The 15,583-nt window shown below is 67.1% G+C and carries 15 protein-coding genes; all 15 read left to right on the forward strand.

Annotation, left to right across the window (positions count from 1 at the left end; genetic code table 11):
* Positions 1-4: 4 nt before the first annotated feature.
* The 15 genes from JOZ00_RS26790 to clpC1 all read left to right on the forward strand — a co-directional run bounded on the left by JOZ00_RS26790 (position 5) and on the right by clpC1 (position 15,524).
* Positions 5-418, forward strand: a complete 414-nt coding sequence (locus JOZ00_RS26790) for a VOC family protein (RefSeq protein WP_293350682.1) — start codon at positions 5-7, stop codon at positions 416-418.
* A gap of 187 nt (positions 419-605) precedes the next feature.
* Positions 606-2,990, forward strand: coding sequence for an ATP-dependent zinc metalloprotease FtsH (ftsH, locus tag JOZ00_RS26795; RefSeq protein WP_293350634.1), 2,385 nt, complete (start codon positions 606-608; stop codon positions 2,988-2,990).
* Positions 2,991-3,005: 15 nt separating this feature from the next.
* Entirely contained in the window at positions 3,006-3,620 is a 615-nt protein-coding gene (gene folE / locus JOZ00_RS26800; protein ID WP_293350637.1) for a GTP cyclohydrolase I FolE, read from the forward strand.
* Positions 3,617-4,459: a dihydropteroate synthase gene (folP, locus tag JOZ00_RS26805; RefSeq protein ID WP_293350640.1), complete on the forward strand. Its 843-nt coding sequence runs from the start codon at positions 3,617-3,619 to the stop codon at positions 4,457-4,459. The genes folE and folP overlap by 4 nt, the downstream gene beginning before the upstream one ends.
* Positions 4,452-4,853: a dihydroneopterin aldolase gene (folB, locus tag JOZ00_RS26810; protein WP_293350643.1), complete on the forward strand. Its 402-nt coding sequence runs from the start codon at positions 4,452-4,454 to the stop codon at positions 4,851-4,853. The genes folP and folB overlap by 8 nt, the downstream gene beginning before the upstream one ends.
* The gene (gene folK, locus JOZ00_RS26815) at positions 4,850-5,422 is read left to right on the forward strand and encodes a 2-amino-4-hydroxy-6-hydroxymethyldihydropteridine diphosphokinase (protein WP_293350646.1); all 573 of its coding nucleotides are present in this window, start codon (positions 4,850-4,852) and stop codon (positions 5,420-5,422) included. The genes folB and folK overlap by 4 nt, the downstream gene beginning before the upstream one ends.
* A complete protein-coding gene (locus JOZ00_RS26820) occupies positions 5,422-5,898 on the forward strand; it encodes a DUF3180 domain-containing protein (protein WP_293350649.1) in 477 nt (158 codons plus the stop codon). Before folK ends, JOZ00_RS26820 begins: the two co-directional genes overlap by 1 nt.
* A 134-nt stretch (positions 5,899-6,032) precedes the next feature.
* The gene (locus tag JOZ00_RS26825; RefSeq protein WP_293350652.1) at positions 6,033-7,403 is read left to right on the forward strand and encodes a DUF6779 domain-containing protein; all 1,371 of its coding nucleotides are present in this window, start codon (positions 6,033-6,035) and stop codon (positions 7,401-7,403) included.
* A 126-nt stretch (positions 7,404-7,529) separates the two neighbouring features.
* Positions 7,530-8,441, forward strand: a complete 912-nt coding sequence (locus tag JOZ00_RS26830) for a DUF2520 domain-containing protein (protein WP_293350655.1) — start codon at positions 7,530-7,532, stop codon at positions 8,439-8,441.
* On the forward strand, positions 8,438-9,379 hold the full coding sequence (gene panC / locus JOZ00_RS26835) for a pantoate--beta-alanine ligase (RefSeq protein ID WP_293350658.1): 942 nt from the start codon (positions 8,438-8,440) through the stop codon (positions 9,377-9,379). Before JOZ00_RS26830 ends, panC begins: the two co-directional genes overlap by 4 nt.
* On the forward strand, positions 9,379-9,810 hold the full coding sequence (panD, locus tag JOZ00_RS26840; RefSeq protein ID WP_293350661.1) for an aspartate 1-decarboxylase: 432 nt from the start codon (positions 9,379-9,381) through the stop codon (positions 9,808-9,810). The genes panC and panD overlap by 1 nt, the downstream gene beginning before the upstream one ends.
* 2 nt (positions 9,811-9,812) lie before the next feature.
* Positions 9,813-10,637, forward strand: a complete 825-nt coding sequence (locus tag JOZ00_RS26845; RefSeq protein ID WP_293350664.1) for a type III pantothenate kinase — start codon at positions 9,813-9,815, stop codon at positions 10,635-10,637.
* Between the two features lie 57 nt (positions 10,638-10,694).
* Positions 10,695-12,215, forward strand: a complete 1,521-nt coding sequence (gene lysS / locus JOZ00_RS26850; protein ID WP_293350667.1) for a lysine--tRNA ligase — start codon at positions 10,695-10,697, stop codon at positions 12,213-12,215.
* 129 nt (positions 12,216-12,344) lie between these two features.
* Positions 12,345-12,683, forward strand: coding sequence for a histone-like nucleoid-structuring protein Lsr2 (gene lsr2 / locus JOZ00_RS26855; protein WP_066955505.1), 339 nt, complete (start codon positions 12,345-12,347; stop codon positions 12,681-12,683).
* A gap of 291 nt (positions 12,684-12,974) precedes the next feature.
* Positions 12,975-15,524, forward strand: a complete 2,550-nt coding sequence (gene clpC1, locus JOZ00_RS26860; RefSeq protein ID WP_293350669.1) for an ATP-dependent protease ATP-binding subunit ClpC — start codon at positions 12,975-12,977, stop codon at positions 15,522-15,524.
* Positions 15,525-15,583 lie beyond the last annotated feature (59 nt).

The raw sequence follows: 15,583 nt of genomic DNA on the forward strand, positions 1-15,583 counted from the left end.
GATGATGCGGCTGGACCACATCGTTTTGTGGACGAACGATCTGCACCGGTCGATGGACTTCTATACGCGGGTGATCGGCCTCGCTCCGGTGCGGTTCGACGAGTTCGAGGCGAACCGAGCCCCGTTCCCGAGCGTGCGCGTGTGCGAAGACTCGATCATCGACCTGGTGCCGACGGACGACGCGGCAGGCACCGAGTCCCTCACGAAGACCGCCGGCAGCGCCGGCCATCTGGTCAACCACGTCTGCCTCGCGCTGTCGAAGTCCGAATACGAGGCACTCGATCGGCGCCTGCAGGCAGCGGGTGTGGACACCAGCGCGCGGCTGAGTCCGACGTACGGGGCCCGGGGATGGGCACCGCACGGATTCTATTTCGCCGATCCGGACGGCAACGTTCTCGAGGCCCGCTACTACGAGTAATGCGCCTTCATCGAGCGGGAACTTCCGGTCGTTATATGTGCAGGACCGTGGCGACAGCCACGGCGAGGATTAGCGACGACCCGCTGCGCCCGGCTCGCTGGGACCGGCAATCGCCGCGAGCGGTAAATTGGACATTTCCAGCTGCGCGTACATCGGGGAAGGACCTGGCCGGTAAGGCCGATGATTGATGAACCGGAAAAATGTTATTCGCACCGTCACGGCGATTGCCGTCGTGGTGCTGCTCGGTTGGTCGTTCTTCTACTTCAGCGACGACACCCGCGGCTATAAGCCAGTCGACACATCGGTGGCGATGTCGCAGATCAACGGTGGCAACGTCAAGAACGCACAGATCGACGACCGCGAGCAGCAGCTGCGGCTGACCCTGAACAAGGGCAACAACGACACCGACAATTCCGACAAGGTCATCACCAAATACCCCAGCGGCTACGCCGTCGACCTGTTCAACGCGCTGACCGCCAAGAACGCGAAGGTCAGCACGGTCGTCAACCAGGGCAGCATCCTGGGTGAGCTGCTCGTCTACGTGTTGCCGCTGCTGTTGCTGGTGGGGCTGTTCGTGATGTTCTCCCGCATGCAGGGGGGCGCCCGAATGGGCTTCGGTTTCGGCAAGTCGCGCGCCAAACAGCTTTCCAAGGACATGCCCAAGACGACGTTCGCCGACGTTGCCGGGGTCGACGAGGCGGTCGAGGAGCTCTACGAGATCAAGGACTTCCTGCAGAACCCCGGCCGCTATCAGGCGCTGGGCGCCAAGATCCCCAAGGGTGTGCTGCTCTACGGGCCGCCCGGGACCGGTAAGACGCTGCTGGCCCGCGCCGTGGCCGGCGAGGCAGGGGTACCGTTCTTCACGATCTCCGGCTCCGATTTCGTCGAGATGTTCGTCGGTGTCGGTGCCTCGCGGGTGCGCGACCTGTTCGAACAGGCCAAGCAGAACAACCCGTGCATCATCTTCGTCGACGAGATCGACGCGGTCGGTCGACAGCGTGGCGCCGGCCTCGGCGGCGGCCACGACGAGCGCGAGCAGACGCTGAACCAGCTGCTCGTCGAGATGGACGGCTTCGACCCGCGCGCCGGCGTCATCTTGATCGCGGCCACCAACCGCCCGGACATCCTGGACCCGGCGCTGCTGCGGCCCGGCCGCTTCGATCGGCAGATCCCGGTCTCCAATCCGGACCTGGCGGGTCGCAAAGCGGTACTGCAAGTGCACTCCAAGGGCAAGCCGATCGGCCCGGACGCCGACCTTGCCGGGCTGGCCAAACGGACCGTCGGCATGACGGGCGCCGACCTGGCCAACGTCATCAACGAGGCGGCATTGCTGACCGCCCGCGAAAACGGCACCGTCATCACCAGCGCCGCGCTCGAAGAGGCGGTGGACCGCGTGATCGGCGGCCCGCGCCGCAAGGGCCGGATCATCAGCGAGCAGGAAAAGAAGATCACCGCCTATCACGAGGGCGGGCACACCCTGGCGGCCTGGGCGATGCCCGACATCGAGCCGATCTACAAGGTGACGATCCTGGCGCGTGGGCGCACCGGCGGGCACGCGGTGGCGGTGCCCGAGGAGGACAAGGGCCTGCGGACCCGCTCGGAGATGATCGCGCAGTTGGTATTCGCCATGGGCGGTCGCGCCGCCGAAGAGCTGGTGTTCCGCGAGCCGACGACCGGCGCGGTCTCCGACATCGAGCAGGCCACCAAGGTCGCGCGCGCGATGGTCACCGAATTCGGCATGAGCTCCAAGCTCGGCGCCGTCAAGTACGGTTCCGAACACGGCGACCCGTTCCTGGGCCGCACCATGGGGACGCAGGCCGATTACTCACACGAGGTCGCGCGCGACATCGACGACGAGATCCGCAAGCTGATCGAGGCGGCCCACACCGAAGCGTGGGAGATCCTCACCGAATACCGCGACATTCTCGACACTTTGGCCGGCGAGCTGCTGGAAAAGGAAACCCTGCACCGCGCCGAGCTGGAGAGCATCTTCTCCGGTGTCGAAAAGCGGCCCAGGCTCACCATGTTCGACGACTTCGGTGGCCGCATCCCGTCGGACAAACCGCCGATCAAGACGCCCGGCGAGCTGGCCATCGAGCGCGGCGAGCCCTGGCCCCCACCGGTCCCCGAACCCGCCTTCAAGGCCGCCATCGCCCGTGCCACCGAGGCCGCCGCGGCAGCACAGGCGGAGGCCGAACGAAACGCCAACGGCGGCAACGGTTCTCACGGCGCCGGCGATCCACATGGGCCCGGCTCCACCCAGCCCGATTACGGCGCCCCGGCGGGCTGGCGGGCACCGGGCTGGCCGCCGCAGCAACAGCAGCCGACGCAGTGGTACCCGCCCCCACAGGCACCGCAGCAGCCGTATTGGCCGCAGCCGGCGCCCAGTCATCCGGGCTACGCGGGCCACCCGGGTCACCAGGGGCAGGGCGGTCACCCCGGCCAGCCGCACCCCTCGTACCCGCCCTATCCGCCCTATCCGCCGCCGGCTCAACCCAATCCGGACAGCGGAAAGTCGCCCGAACACCAGGGTGACGACGTGAGCCGGTCCAATCCGCCGGCGCACGGCTGACGAACGGAGGATTAGATGGCCTTGTCGCACTTGGGGCCGGACATCGAGACACCCCACGTCGGGGTGTTCGACCAGCCGCGCGCCGAGGCAGCGGTCCGCGAGCTGCTGTACGCGATCGGCGAGGACCCGGATCGGCACGGCCTGCAGGAGACCCCGGCCCGCGTCGCCCGCGCTTACCGCGAAATGTTCGCCGGCCTCTACACCGATCCCGACAGCGTGCTGAACACCATGTTTGACGAGGAGCACGACGAAATGGTGCTCGTCAAGGAAATCCCCCTGTACTCCACGTGCGAACACCACCTGGTGTCGTTTCACGGCGTGGCCCACGTCGGCTACATCCCGGGCAACGACGGCAGGGTCACCGGCCTGTCGAAGATCGCGCGCCTGGTCGATCTCTACGCCAAGCGGCCGCAGGTGCAGGAGCGCCTCACCAGTCAGATCGCCGACGCTTTGATGAAGAAGCTCACCCCGCGGGGCGTGATCGTGGTGATCGAGGCCGAGCACCTGTGCATGGCGATGCGCGGCGTCCGCAAGCCCGGAGCAACCACCACTACGTCGGCGGTGCGTGGTCAGTTCAAAACCAACGCCGCTTCCCGAGCCGAAGCGCTCGACCTCATCTTGCGTAAGTGAGCTTTTGGCCCGTGCAGGTAATGGGAGTTCTGAACGTCACTGACGATTCGTTCTCCGACGGCGGGCGCTACCTTGATCCCGACAACGCCGTGGCCCACGGGTTGGCGATGGCCGCCGACGGCGCGAGCATCGTCGACGTCGGGGGCGAGTCGACGCGGCCCGGGGCGACACGTATCGATTCTCGGGTCGAGACGTCCCGCGTGGTTTCCGTCGTCAAAGAGCTTGCGGCGGAAGGCATTACCGTAAGCATCGACACCATGCACGCGGATGTCGCGCGGGCGGCCCTGCAGAGCGGCGCGCGGATCGTCAACGACGTGTCGGGCGGTCGGGCCGATCCGGCGATGGCGCCGCTGCTCGCGGAGGCCGGCGTGCCGTGGGTGCTGATGCATTGGCGGTCGGTCTCCTCAGACCGCCCGCACGCGGCCCCGCATTATCGTGACGTGGTCGCCGAGGTGCGTGCCGAGCTGCTTGCCGGCGTGGACGCCGCGGTTGCCGCCGGTGTCGACCCCGCTCAGCTGTTGATCGATCCCGGGCTCGGTTTCGCTAAGACGGGCCAACACAATTGGGCGCTCCTGCATGCGTTGCCGCAGTTGGTCGCCACCGGCGTCCCGGTACTCCTGGGTGCATCGCGCAAACGGTTCCTCGGTACGTTGTTAGCCGGGCCTGATGGCTCGCCGCGACCGCCCGATGGGCGCGAGACGGCGACCGCGGTGATTTCCGCACTGGCCGCGCTGAACGGGGCCTGGGGCGTGCGGGTGCATGACGTACAAGCCTCGGTCGATGCCCTCAAGGTGGTGGGGGCCTGGAGTGGATCCGAGCTGGCTGGAGACGATGGCTGACCGAATTGAGTTGCGCGGGTTGATGGTTCGTGGGCGACACGGAGTCTTCGACCACGAACGGGCCAACGGACAAGATTTCGTCATCGATATCACCGTGTGGATCGACCTCGCCGACGCCGCGGCCAGTGACGATCTTTCCGACACGTACGACTACGCCGCGCTGGCCAAGACGGCCGCCGACGTGGTGGCCGGGCCGCCGCGCAACCTGATCGAAACGGTCGGCGGCGAGATCGCCGAGACGGTGATGGACGACAAGCGGGTGCACGCAGTCGAAGTGGTGGTGCACAAGCCGCATGCGCCGGTCCCGCACCAGTTCGGTGATGTCGCGGTGGTGGTTCGACGGTCGCGGCGCGGCGGGCGTGGCTCGGTGGTTCCGGCGGGCGGGGCGGTATGACACGCGTCGTGCTGTCCATCGGATCCAACCTGGGCGATCGCCTGGCGCGGCTGCAATCCGTCGTCGACGGGCTCGGCGACGCCGTGCTCGCGGTGTCGCCGGTGTACGAGACCGACCCGTGGGGCCGGGTGGATCAGGCGCCGTTCCTCAACGCGGTGCTGATCGCCGACGACCCGGCATGCGACGCGCAAGGCTGGTTGCGCCGGGCGCAGCAATTCGAGCAGGCTGCGGGCCGGGTGCGCGGCGAGCGCTGGGGACCGCGCACCCTCGACGTCGACCTGATCTCCTGCTATGCCCCGGCGGCGGACCACCCGGCGGGCGAGGCCGAGGTGATCTCGCGGGCGAACAACCTGACGCTGCCGCACCCGCTGGCCCACCTGCGGGCCTTCGTGATGATCCCGTGGTTGGCCGTCGACCCGGACGCGGAGATCACGGTTGTCGACGAGCGACGGTCCGTGACCGGCCTGCTTGCTCAGCTGGAACCGGCCGACCGGGAAGGTGTCCGGCCGACCAGCCTGACGCTCAACCCGAAAGGACAGCCCCCGGCCGATCGGGAACCGGAATCCTGATGGGGCCGACCAGGAAACGTGACCTCACGGCCGCGGTGGTCGGCGCTGCGGTGCTGGGCTATGTGCTGGTCACCGCTCTGTATCGGTTCTTCCCGCGCATCACCGTGTGGACCGGTCTGTCGTTGTTGGCGGTCGCCATCGTCGAGGCGCTGTGGGCGCGCTACGTGCGGGCGAAGATCAACGAGGGCGAAATCGGGGCCGGACCAGGCTGGTTGCATCCGCTCGCGGTGGCGCGCAGCCTGGTTGTTGCCAAGGCCTCAGCATGGGTCGGCGCGCTGATGCTGGGGTATTGGGGCGGGGTGCTGGCGTACTTCCTGCCCCGCCGGTCGTGGCTGCGGGCCGCCGCCGAGGACACCACGGGGGCCGCGGTCGCGGCCGTCAGCGCCTTGGCGTTACTCGTTGCGGCGTTGTGGCTGCAACATTGCTGCAAGTCACCGCCGGATCCGACCGAGCACGGCGAAGGCGCGGAAAACTAGCGCCTTACCGGCGTTGCGGACGCCTCAAGCAACCCGATAAGCGGGGGCCGGGCCATTAACTCCTCGATTAACCCAGGTGAGAATCGCCGAATAGGGCGACACGCGCAGTGACCTCGCACAGGTACAGTCAGGCCATGACCGTTCTGTCCCGCGGCGCCCGGGTTCGGCGCGGCGGCCGCAGGCCGGGTTGGGTGCTCTTGACCGCGTTGCTGGTCCTCGCGATAGGGGCCAGTTCCGCACTTGTTTTCACCAACCGGGTGGAACTCCTCAAGCTCGCTGTAATCCTGGCGCTGTGGGCCGCAGTCGCCGGCGCCTTCGTCTCGGTGCTCTACCGTCGCCAAAGCGACGCGGACCAGTCGCGCGTGCGTGACCTGAAACTCGTCTACGACCTGCAGCTGGACCGCGAAATCTCTGCCCGACGCGAATACGAGCTGACGGTGGAGTCCCAGCTGCGCCGCGAACTGGCCTCCGAACTGCGCGCGCAGGCCGCCGACGACCTGGCCGCGCTGCGCGCCGAGCTGAGCTCGCTGCGCACCAGCCTGGAGATCCTGTTCGACACCGACCTCGCGAACCGGCCGGCCCTGGAGGGCTTCGAGACCGAGGCGCACCGCGAGCGCGCATACAGCGAGTGGGACCGCAACGGCGAAACCCCCCGCGACAACCCGGTCGACTGGGTGTCCAGCGATCGGGTCACCTCGGTGCCCCAGAACAACCAGCAGGGCCGCCCCGACGAAACCGCCATCATCGACGTGCCCGAGGAACCGCTGGTGCCGCCGCGCCAGCCGCCGCCCCGCCCGGAACGGCCCCGTTACCAGTACGAACCGCCGCAGGAACCCGCGTACCCGGCCCAGCAAGAGGCCCCGTACGTCGCCGCCCCGCCGGAGCCCGAACCCGAACGATTCGAACCTCGTTACCAGCCGCCCCCACCCCAGGCGCCGGCCCCACCCCAGCCGCAGCCGCAGCCGCAGCCGCAGGATTGGCAGTCCGCGGCCCCGGAGGGCCAGTGGTTGCCGCCGGGAGCACCCGGCAGCAACTGGGCCGGCGCGGACGTGCCCGGGCCCGGCGAGGAGCCGTCGGGCCGGCGCCGGCGTTCCCGGCATTCGGGTCCCCAGGAACCGTGGGCCGAGCCGCCCGCCGAACCGGCGGATGCGCCGCAATACACGGAGTCCGGCCGCAGGTCACGGTCGCGCCACTCGGCGGAGTACCGGGATTACGGTGTGCGGAATTTCGGCCCCTCGAACGAGCCGCCGGCCGCCGCAACGCCGCCGCCTCCACCCCCGCCGCCGCCGATGCCGCCGGGAGCCGAGCAGCCACCACCGCGCCTGGCTCCGCCGCCGCCCCCCGAGCAGGTGGCTCGACACCGCGGCGAGGATCAGCAGGCGGAGGGGATCGACGGCTCGACCGAGGAGGGTCCGCAGACGGGCGGCCAATCGGTCGCCGACTTGTTGGCGCGGCTGCAGGTGCAGCCGTCCGAAGGCGGTCGCCGCCGCCGCCGCGACGGCTGAGCTGGGAGCTTCCTCACACTGGGCTTTCATTGGGCCGGGCCCGCTGATCGATTACAGTTTTAATGACCGTCCGGTACCCCTGACACGGGACTGGAACGAACGAATCAATTTGTGAGGTCGTCTGCGATGGTGCAGTTCGACGGTTTGCGCCCGGCCAGGCTCAAGGTGGGAGTCATCTCCGCCGGCCGGGTAGGCACCGCGCTCGGCGTTGCGCTGGAGCGCGCCGACCACGTCGTCGTCGCGTGCAGCGCCATCTCCCATGCTTCGCGGCAGCGGGCGCAGCGCTGGCTACCCGACACCCCGGTGGCAACGCCGCCGGACGTCGCCGCCGCCGCCGAGTTGCTGCTGTTGGCCGTTCCGGACGCCGAACTCGCCGGGCTGGTATCCGGGTTGGCAGTGACATCGGCGGTGCGGCCCGGCACGATCGTGGCCCACACGTCGGGCGCCAACGGGGTCGGCATCCTTGCGCCGCTGGCCCAGGACGGCTGCGTACCGCTGGCCATTCACCCCGCGATGACGTTCACCGGTTCCGACGAAGACATCAGCAGGCTGCCGGACACCTGCTTCGGCATCACCGCCGCCGACGAGGTCGGATACGCGATCGCGCAGTCTCTGGTGCTCGAAATGGGCGGAGAGCCGTTCAGCGTGCGCGAGGACGCCCGCGAGCTGTATCACGCGGCGCTGGCGCATGCCGGCAACCACATCGTGACGGTGGTCGCCGATGCGCTCGAGGCGCTGCGGGCCGCGCTGCGCGGCGACGAACTGCTCGGCCAGCAGTCCGTCGACGAGCAGCCGGGCGGCATTGCGGAACGCATCGTCGGGCCGTTGGGCCGGGCCGCGCTGGAGAACACCCTGCAGCGCGGGCAGGCCGCGTTAACCGGTCCGGTCGCCCGCGGGGACGCCGCCGCGGTCGCCGGACATCTGGCCGCGCTGAGCGGGGTCGACCCGCAACTCGCCCACGCGTATCGGGTGAACGCGCTGCGCACCGCCCAGCGCGCCCACGCTCCCGCTGCCGTCGTCGATGTGCTGGCGCAATGAGACCTAACAAGCCTCCCGCCTTCAAACCGGGCGAACTCAACGTGTACTCGACGCCGCGCGATGTCACGGACGTCAGCCGCGCGCTGCGCCACACCGGTCGCCGCGTGATGCTGGTGCCCACCATGGGAGCGCTGCACGACGGCCACCGCGGCCTGGTGCGGGCCGCCAAGCGGGTGCCCGGCTCGGTGGTCGTGGTGTCGATCTTCGTCAACCCGCTGCAGTTCGGCGCCGGCGAAGACCTCGACGCCTATCCACGCACGCTGGACCACGACCTGGCGGTGCTGCGTGAAGAAGACGTCGAGATCGTGTTCGCGCCCACGGCCGCGGCGATGTACCCGGATGGTCTGCGCACCACGGTGCAGCCCGGCCCGCTGGCCGGCGAGCTCGAGGGCGGCGCCCGGCCGACCCACTTCGCCGGCGTGCTGACCGTCGTGTGCAAGCTGCTGCAGATCGTGCGCCCGGACCGGATCTTCTTCGGCGAGAAGGACTATCAGCAGCTGGTGATGATCCGACAGATGGTCGCCGACCTCAACATCGACGTCTCCGTGGTCGGGGTCCCGACCGTGCGGGAGGGCGACGGGTTGGCCATGTCGTCGCGCAACCGCTACCTGGACCCCACCCAGCGCGAATTGGCCGTGGCTCTCTCGGCCGCACTGACCGCCGGAGCGCACGCCGCGACCGGTGGCCCTCAGGCGGCGGTGGACGCGGCTCGCGCCGTGCTCGACGCCACACCCGGCCTGGTGGTGGATTACCTGGAGCTGCGCGCCGCAGACCTCGGTCCGGTGCGCGACAACGCATCCGGCCGGCTGCTGGTCGCCGCGCGGCTTGGCACCACCAGACTGCTCGACAACGTGTCAATCCAGATCGGAACCCCCGCCGGCACCTCTGGGCCGGACGAATACCGGGCGCAACACGCCCAAACACCATGGAGGAATTGATGTTTCGGACGATGCTAAAGTCCAAAATCCACCGTGCCACCGTCACGCAGGCCGACCTGCACTACGTCGGCTCGGTGACCATCGACGGCGATTTGATGGACGCCGCGGACCTGCTCGAGGGTGAGCAGGTGACCATCGTCGACATCGACAACGGCGCCCGGCTCGTCACCTACGCCATCACCGGCGAACGCGGTTCCGGGGTGATTGGGATCAACGGCGCCGCAGCGCATCTGGTGCACCCCGGCGACCTGGTGATCCTCATCGCGTACGGGACCATGGAAGAGGCGGAGGCGCGCGCGTATGAGCCGCGAATCGTTTTCGTCGACGCCGACAACAAGCCGATCGACCTGGGCCACGACCCGGCATTCGTGCCCGCCTTGGACATACCAGGGGTGGCCGAGTTGCTCGACCCTCGGATCATTGCGCGGTAGTCGTGCTGCTGGCGATCGACGTTCGTAACACCCACACCGTCGTCGGGTTGATATCGGGATCTAAAGAGCACGCAAAGGTCGTGCAGCACTGGCGGATTCGCACCGAGTCCGAGATCACCGCCGACGAATTGGCGCTGACCCTCGACGGCCTGATCGGTGACGATTCCGAGCGGCTCACCGGTGCCGCCGCGCTGTCCACCGTCCCGTCGGTGTTGCACGAGGTGCGGGTCATGCTCGACCAATACTGGCCGTCGGTGCCGCACGTGTTGATCGAGCCCGGGGTGCGTACCGGCATCCCGTTGCTCGTCGACAACCCCAAAGAGGTGGGCGCCGACCGAATCGTCAACTGCCTGGCGGCATTTCACCGCTTCCAGAGCGCGGCCATCGTCATCGACTTCGGATCCTCGATCTGTGTGGACGTGGTGTCGGCGAAGGGCGAATTCCTCGGCGGCGCGATCGCGCCCGGGCTGCAGGTCTCCTCGGACGCCGCGGCGGCCCGCTCCGCAGCGCTGCGCCGCGTGGAACTGTCGCGCCCCCGTTCGGTGGTGGGCAAGAACACCGTCGAGTGCATGCAGGCGGGAGCGGTCTTCGGTTTCGCCGGGCTGGTCGACGGCCTGGTCGAGCGGATCCGCGAGGACGTCGAGGGATTCACCAGCGACCTGGGGGACCAGGTCGCGGTCGTCGCCACCGGGTACACCGCGCCGCTGCTGCTCCCCGAACTTCACACCGTCACCCATTACGACCAGCACCTGACGCTGGATGGCTTGCGGCTGGTCTTCGAACGCAACCGGGACGCCCAGCGCGGCCGGCTCAAGACAGCGCGCTGACATCCACGCCGCGCCGTCGGCGCACGCTGACGGCGCTGTCATTTAAGCTGGCACGTCGTGAATGCCGACCCGCCAGACAATGACCTGGAAACCGGCACTGCCCTTCCTGAGCAGTACCGGATCCGCCAGGACAAGCGTGCTCGATTGTTGGCGGAGGGCCACGATCCCTACCCGGTTGCCATCGAGCGCACCCACACCCTGGCCCAGGTACGCGCCGCGCACCCCGATTTGCCGACCGACACCGCGACCGACGACGTCGTCGGTGTCGCCGGCCGGGTGATCTTCGCGCGCAACTCCGGAAAACTTTGCTTTGCGACCCTGCAGGAAGGCGATGGCACCAGCCTGCAGGTGATGATCAGCCTCGACAAGGTCGGCCAGGAGTCGCTCGACGCCTGGAAGGCCGACGTCGACCTCGGTGACATCGTCTATGTGCACGGCATTGTGATCAGCTCGCGACGCGGGGAATTGTCCGTCCTCGCCGACTCCTGGCAAATGGCGTCCAAATCGCTGCGACCGCTGCCCGTCGCGCATAAAGAAATGAGTGAAGAGTCGCGGGTGCGGCAGCGCTACGTCGACCTGATCGTGCGGCCCCAGGCCCGCGCGGTGGCCCGGCAGCGAATCGCCGTCGTCCGCTCGATACGCAACGCACTGGAACGGCGTGGGTTTCTCGAAGTCGAAACCCCAATGCTGCAGACGCTGGCCGGCGGGGCGGCGGCTCGGCCGTTCATCACACATTCCAATGCTCTTGACATCGATCTCTACCTGCGGATCGCGCCGGAACTGTTCCTCAAGCGGTGTGTCGTCGGTGGTTTCGACAGGGTTTTCGAAGTAAATCGAGTGTTCCGAAACGAAGGCGCGGATTCGACGCATTCTCCCGAATTTTCCATGCTCGAGACCTACCAGGCGTACGCAACGTATGACGATTCGGCAGTCGTCACACGTGAGCTTATTCAAGAGGTAGCAGATGAGGCGATCGGAACGAGACAACTGCCGCTGCCCGACGGGAGTGTCTACGACATAGACGGAGAATGGGCGTCGATACAAATGTATCCGTCGCTGTCGGCGGCGCTCGGTGAAGAGATCACGCCGGACACGCCCGTTGAACACTTGCGTTCAATTGCAGATCGGCTCGGCGTCGAGATTCCGGACGATCGCGGTTATGGGCACGGAAAGCTCGTCGAGGAACTGTGGGAGCACTCGGTGGGCAACACGCTGAGCGCGCCGACCTTCGTGCGGGATTTCCCTGTCGAGACAACGCCTTTGACCCGTCAGCATCGCAGCATCCCGGGCGTGACCGAGAAGTGGGATCTGTACGTACGCGGAGTGGAACTGGCCACCGGTTACTCGGAATTGAACGACCCGGTCGTGCAGCGGGAGCGATTCGCCGCACAAGCGCGCGCCGCGGCCGCCGGCGATGACGAGGCTATGGTGCTAGATGAAGACTTTCTTGCCGCGCTGGAGTATGCGATGCCTCCGTGTACCGGAACAGGAATGGGTATCGATCGCTTGTTGATGACTTTGACCGGACTGTCAATTCGCGAGACAGTTTTGTTCCCGATTGTTCGACCACAGACGTAGTTCAAACTTTGAACTGTGCGCTTTGCACGCAGATTGAGTATGCTGCCTTGTTATGGCAGATTGGTGACCGGGGAGGTCAAAACCAATGTGTCTCAGCAACTGCTCAGGACGAAATGCGAGGGTAAGCTAATGGCGAAGAAAGTGACCGTCACCTTGGTCGATGATTTCGACGGTGCCGGCGCAGCCGACGAAACGGTTGAATTCGGGCTTGACGGGGTGACCTATGAGATTGATCTTTCGTCCAAGAATGCGGCGAAACTTCGCAGCGATCTAAAGCAATGGGTTGAGGCCGGCCGTCGGGTCGGCGGGCGCCGCCGCGGGCGTTCGGGTTCGGGACGCGGCCGTGGCGCGATCGACCGTGAGCAGAGCGCAGCCATCCGCGAGTGGGCCCGCCGCAACGGGCACAACGTCTCGACCCGTGGCCGTATCCCGGCCGACGTGATCGACGCTTTCCACGCGGCGACCTGACAAAGCTGCCACCGGCGCCCCGGCCTTAAGGTCAGGGCGCCGGTTTGTTTTTTCGCTGGCCGCGAAACGAATGCCGGAAACGAATTGAAACCTCGGATCGTTTCTTCAGTTACGTCGCTGCTGTCGCAGGGAGATCGCCTTAAACCCCGAGCGGGCCGCCCAAGTGGGAGGAACCGCAAGGTTAGGCCCCCCGGCAGGCCGACCATTACAGTGGAGGCAGGTACGAGATTCCGACTCCACTGGACCGCTAGTGAGGTTGTACCGATGGTGAGGGAGAGCAGGTAACCACCGATGTTCGAAAGATTTACCGACCGTGCCCGCAGGGTCGTCGTCCTGGCGCAAGAAGAGGCCCGGATGCTCAACCACAACTACATCGGAACCGAGCACATCCTGCTGGGTTTGATTCACGAGGGTGAAGGCGTAGCAGCGAAGTCGCTGGAGTCGCTGGGTATCTCGCTTGAAGGCGTTCGCAGCCAGGTCGAGGAAATCATCGGCCAGGGCCAGCAGGCACCGTCGGGTCACATCCCGTTCACCCCCCGTGCCAAGAAGGTCCTCGAGCTGAGCCTGCGCGAGGCGCTGCAGCTCGGCCACAACTACATCGGCACCGAGCACATCCTGCTCGGCCTCATCCGCGAGGGTGAGGGCGTGGCCGCCCAGGTTTTGGTGAAGCTGGGCGCCGAGCTGACTCGTGTTCGCCAGCAAGTGATTCAGCTACTGAGTGGCTACCAGGGCAAGGAAGCCGCGGAGGCCGGCACCGGCGGTCGCGGCGGCGAGTCCGGCAGCCCGTCCACGTCACTGGTGCTCGACCAGTTCGGCCGCAACCTGACGGCCGCCGCGATGGAAGGCAAGCTCGACCCGGTCATCGGCCGCGAGAAGGAAATCGAGCGGGTCATGCAGGTGCTGAGCCGGCGCACCAAGAACAACCCGGTGCTGATCGGCGAGCCCGGCGTCGGCAAGACCGCCGTCGTCGAAGGCCTGGCGCAGGCCATCGTGCACGGCCAGGTCCCCGAGACCCTGAAGGACAAGCAGCTCTACACGCTGGACCTGGGTTCGCTGGTGGCGGGCAGCCGCTACCGCGGTGACTTCGAGGAACGCCTGAAGAAGGTGCTCAAGGAGATCAACACCCGCGGCGACATCATCCTGTTCATCGACGAGCTGCACACGCTCGTCGGCGCGGGTGCGGCCGAGGGCGCGATCGACGCGGCGAGCATCCTGAAGCCCAAGCTGGCCCGCGGCGAACTGCAGACCATCGGTGCCACCACGCTCGACGAGTACCGCAAGTACATCGAGAAGGACGCCGCCCTGGAGCGCCGCTTCCAGCCGGTGCAGGTCGGGGAGCCGACGGTGGAGCACACGATCGAGATCCTCAAGGGTCTGCGGGACCGCTACGAGGCGCACCACCGGGTGTCGATCAGCGACTCCGCAATCGTCGCCGCCGCCACGCTGGCCGACCGCTACATCAACGACCGGTTCCTGCCGGACAAGGCGATCGACCTGATCGACGAGGCGGGCGCGCGCATGCGGATCCGCCGGATGACCGCGCCACCAGACCTGCGCGAGTTCGACGAGAAGATCGCCGAGGCTCGCCGGGAGAAGGAATCGGCGATCGACGCCCAGGACTTCGAGAAGGCCGCCAGCCTGCGGGATCGGGAGAAGCAGCTGGTCGGCCAGCGGGCGGAGCGCGAAAAGCAGTGGCGCTCCGGCGATCTCGACGTGGTCGCCGAGGTGGACGACGAGCAGATCGCCGAGGTGCTCGGCAACTGGACCGGCATCCCGGTGTTCAAGCTCACCGAGGCCGAGACCACGCGCCTGCTGCGCATGGAAGACGAGCTGCACAAGCGGATCATCGGCCAGGAGGACGCCGTCAAGGCCGTCTCCAAGGCGATCCGCCGCACCCGCGCCGGGCTGAAAGACCCCAAGCGCCCGTCGGGTTCGTTCATCTTCGCCGGCCCGTCCGGTGTCGGTAAGACGGAGCTGTCCAAGGCGCTGGCCAACTTCTTGTTCGGCGACGACGACGCGCTCATCCAGATCGACATGGGCGAGTTCCACGACCGGTTCACCGCGTCGCGGTTGTTCGGCGCCCCGCCGGGATACGTCGGCTACGAAGAGGGTGGCCAGCTCACCGAGAAGGTGCGGCGCAAGCCGTTCTCGGTGGTGCTGTTCGACGAGATCGAGAAGGCGCACCAGGAGATTTACAACAGCCTGTTGCAGGTGCTCGAAGACGGCCGCCTGACCGACGGGCAGGGCCGCACGGTCGACTTCAAGAACACCGTGCTGATCTTCACGTCCAATCTGGGGACATCCGACATTTCCAAGCCCGTCGGCCTCGGGTTCACCCAGGGTGGCGGTGACAACAACTACGAGCGGATGAAGCAGAAGGTCAACGACGAGCTCAAGAAGCACTTCCGCCCGGAGTTCCTCAACCGTATCGACGACATCATCGTGTTCCACCAGTTGACTCAGGACGAGATCATCCGGATGGTCGACCTGATGATCGGCCGGGTGGAACAGCAGCTGAAGAGCAAGGACATGGCGCTGGAGCTGACTTCGAAGGCCAAGTCGCTGCTGGCCAAACGCGGCTTCGACCCCGTGCTGGGTGCACGTCCATTGCGGCGCACCATCCAGCGCGAGATCGAGGACCAGCTGTCCGAGAAGATCCTCTTCGATGAAGTCGGTCCGGGACAGGTCGTCACCGTCGACGTAGACAACTGGGACGGTGAAGGCAGCGGCGAGGATGCCGCGTTGACGTTCACCGGAAGCCGTAAGCCCGCTGCATCAAGCGAGCCGGATCTGGCCAAAGCCGGCGCACACAGTGCAGGCGGCGCGCACTCTGCGCAGTAGCGCCCGATAGTCGGAATCGGCGGTCACCCGGAGGGGGTGGCCGCCCATTTCGCTCTAGT

This window comes from Mycobacterium sp., from assembly GCF_019243155.1.
In the GTDB taxonomy this organism is placed as follows: domain Bacteria; phylum Actinomycetota; class Actinomycetes; order Mycobacteriales; family Mycobacteriaceae; genus Mycobacterium.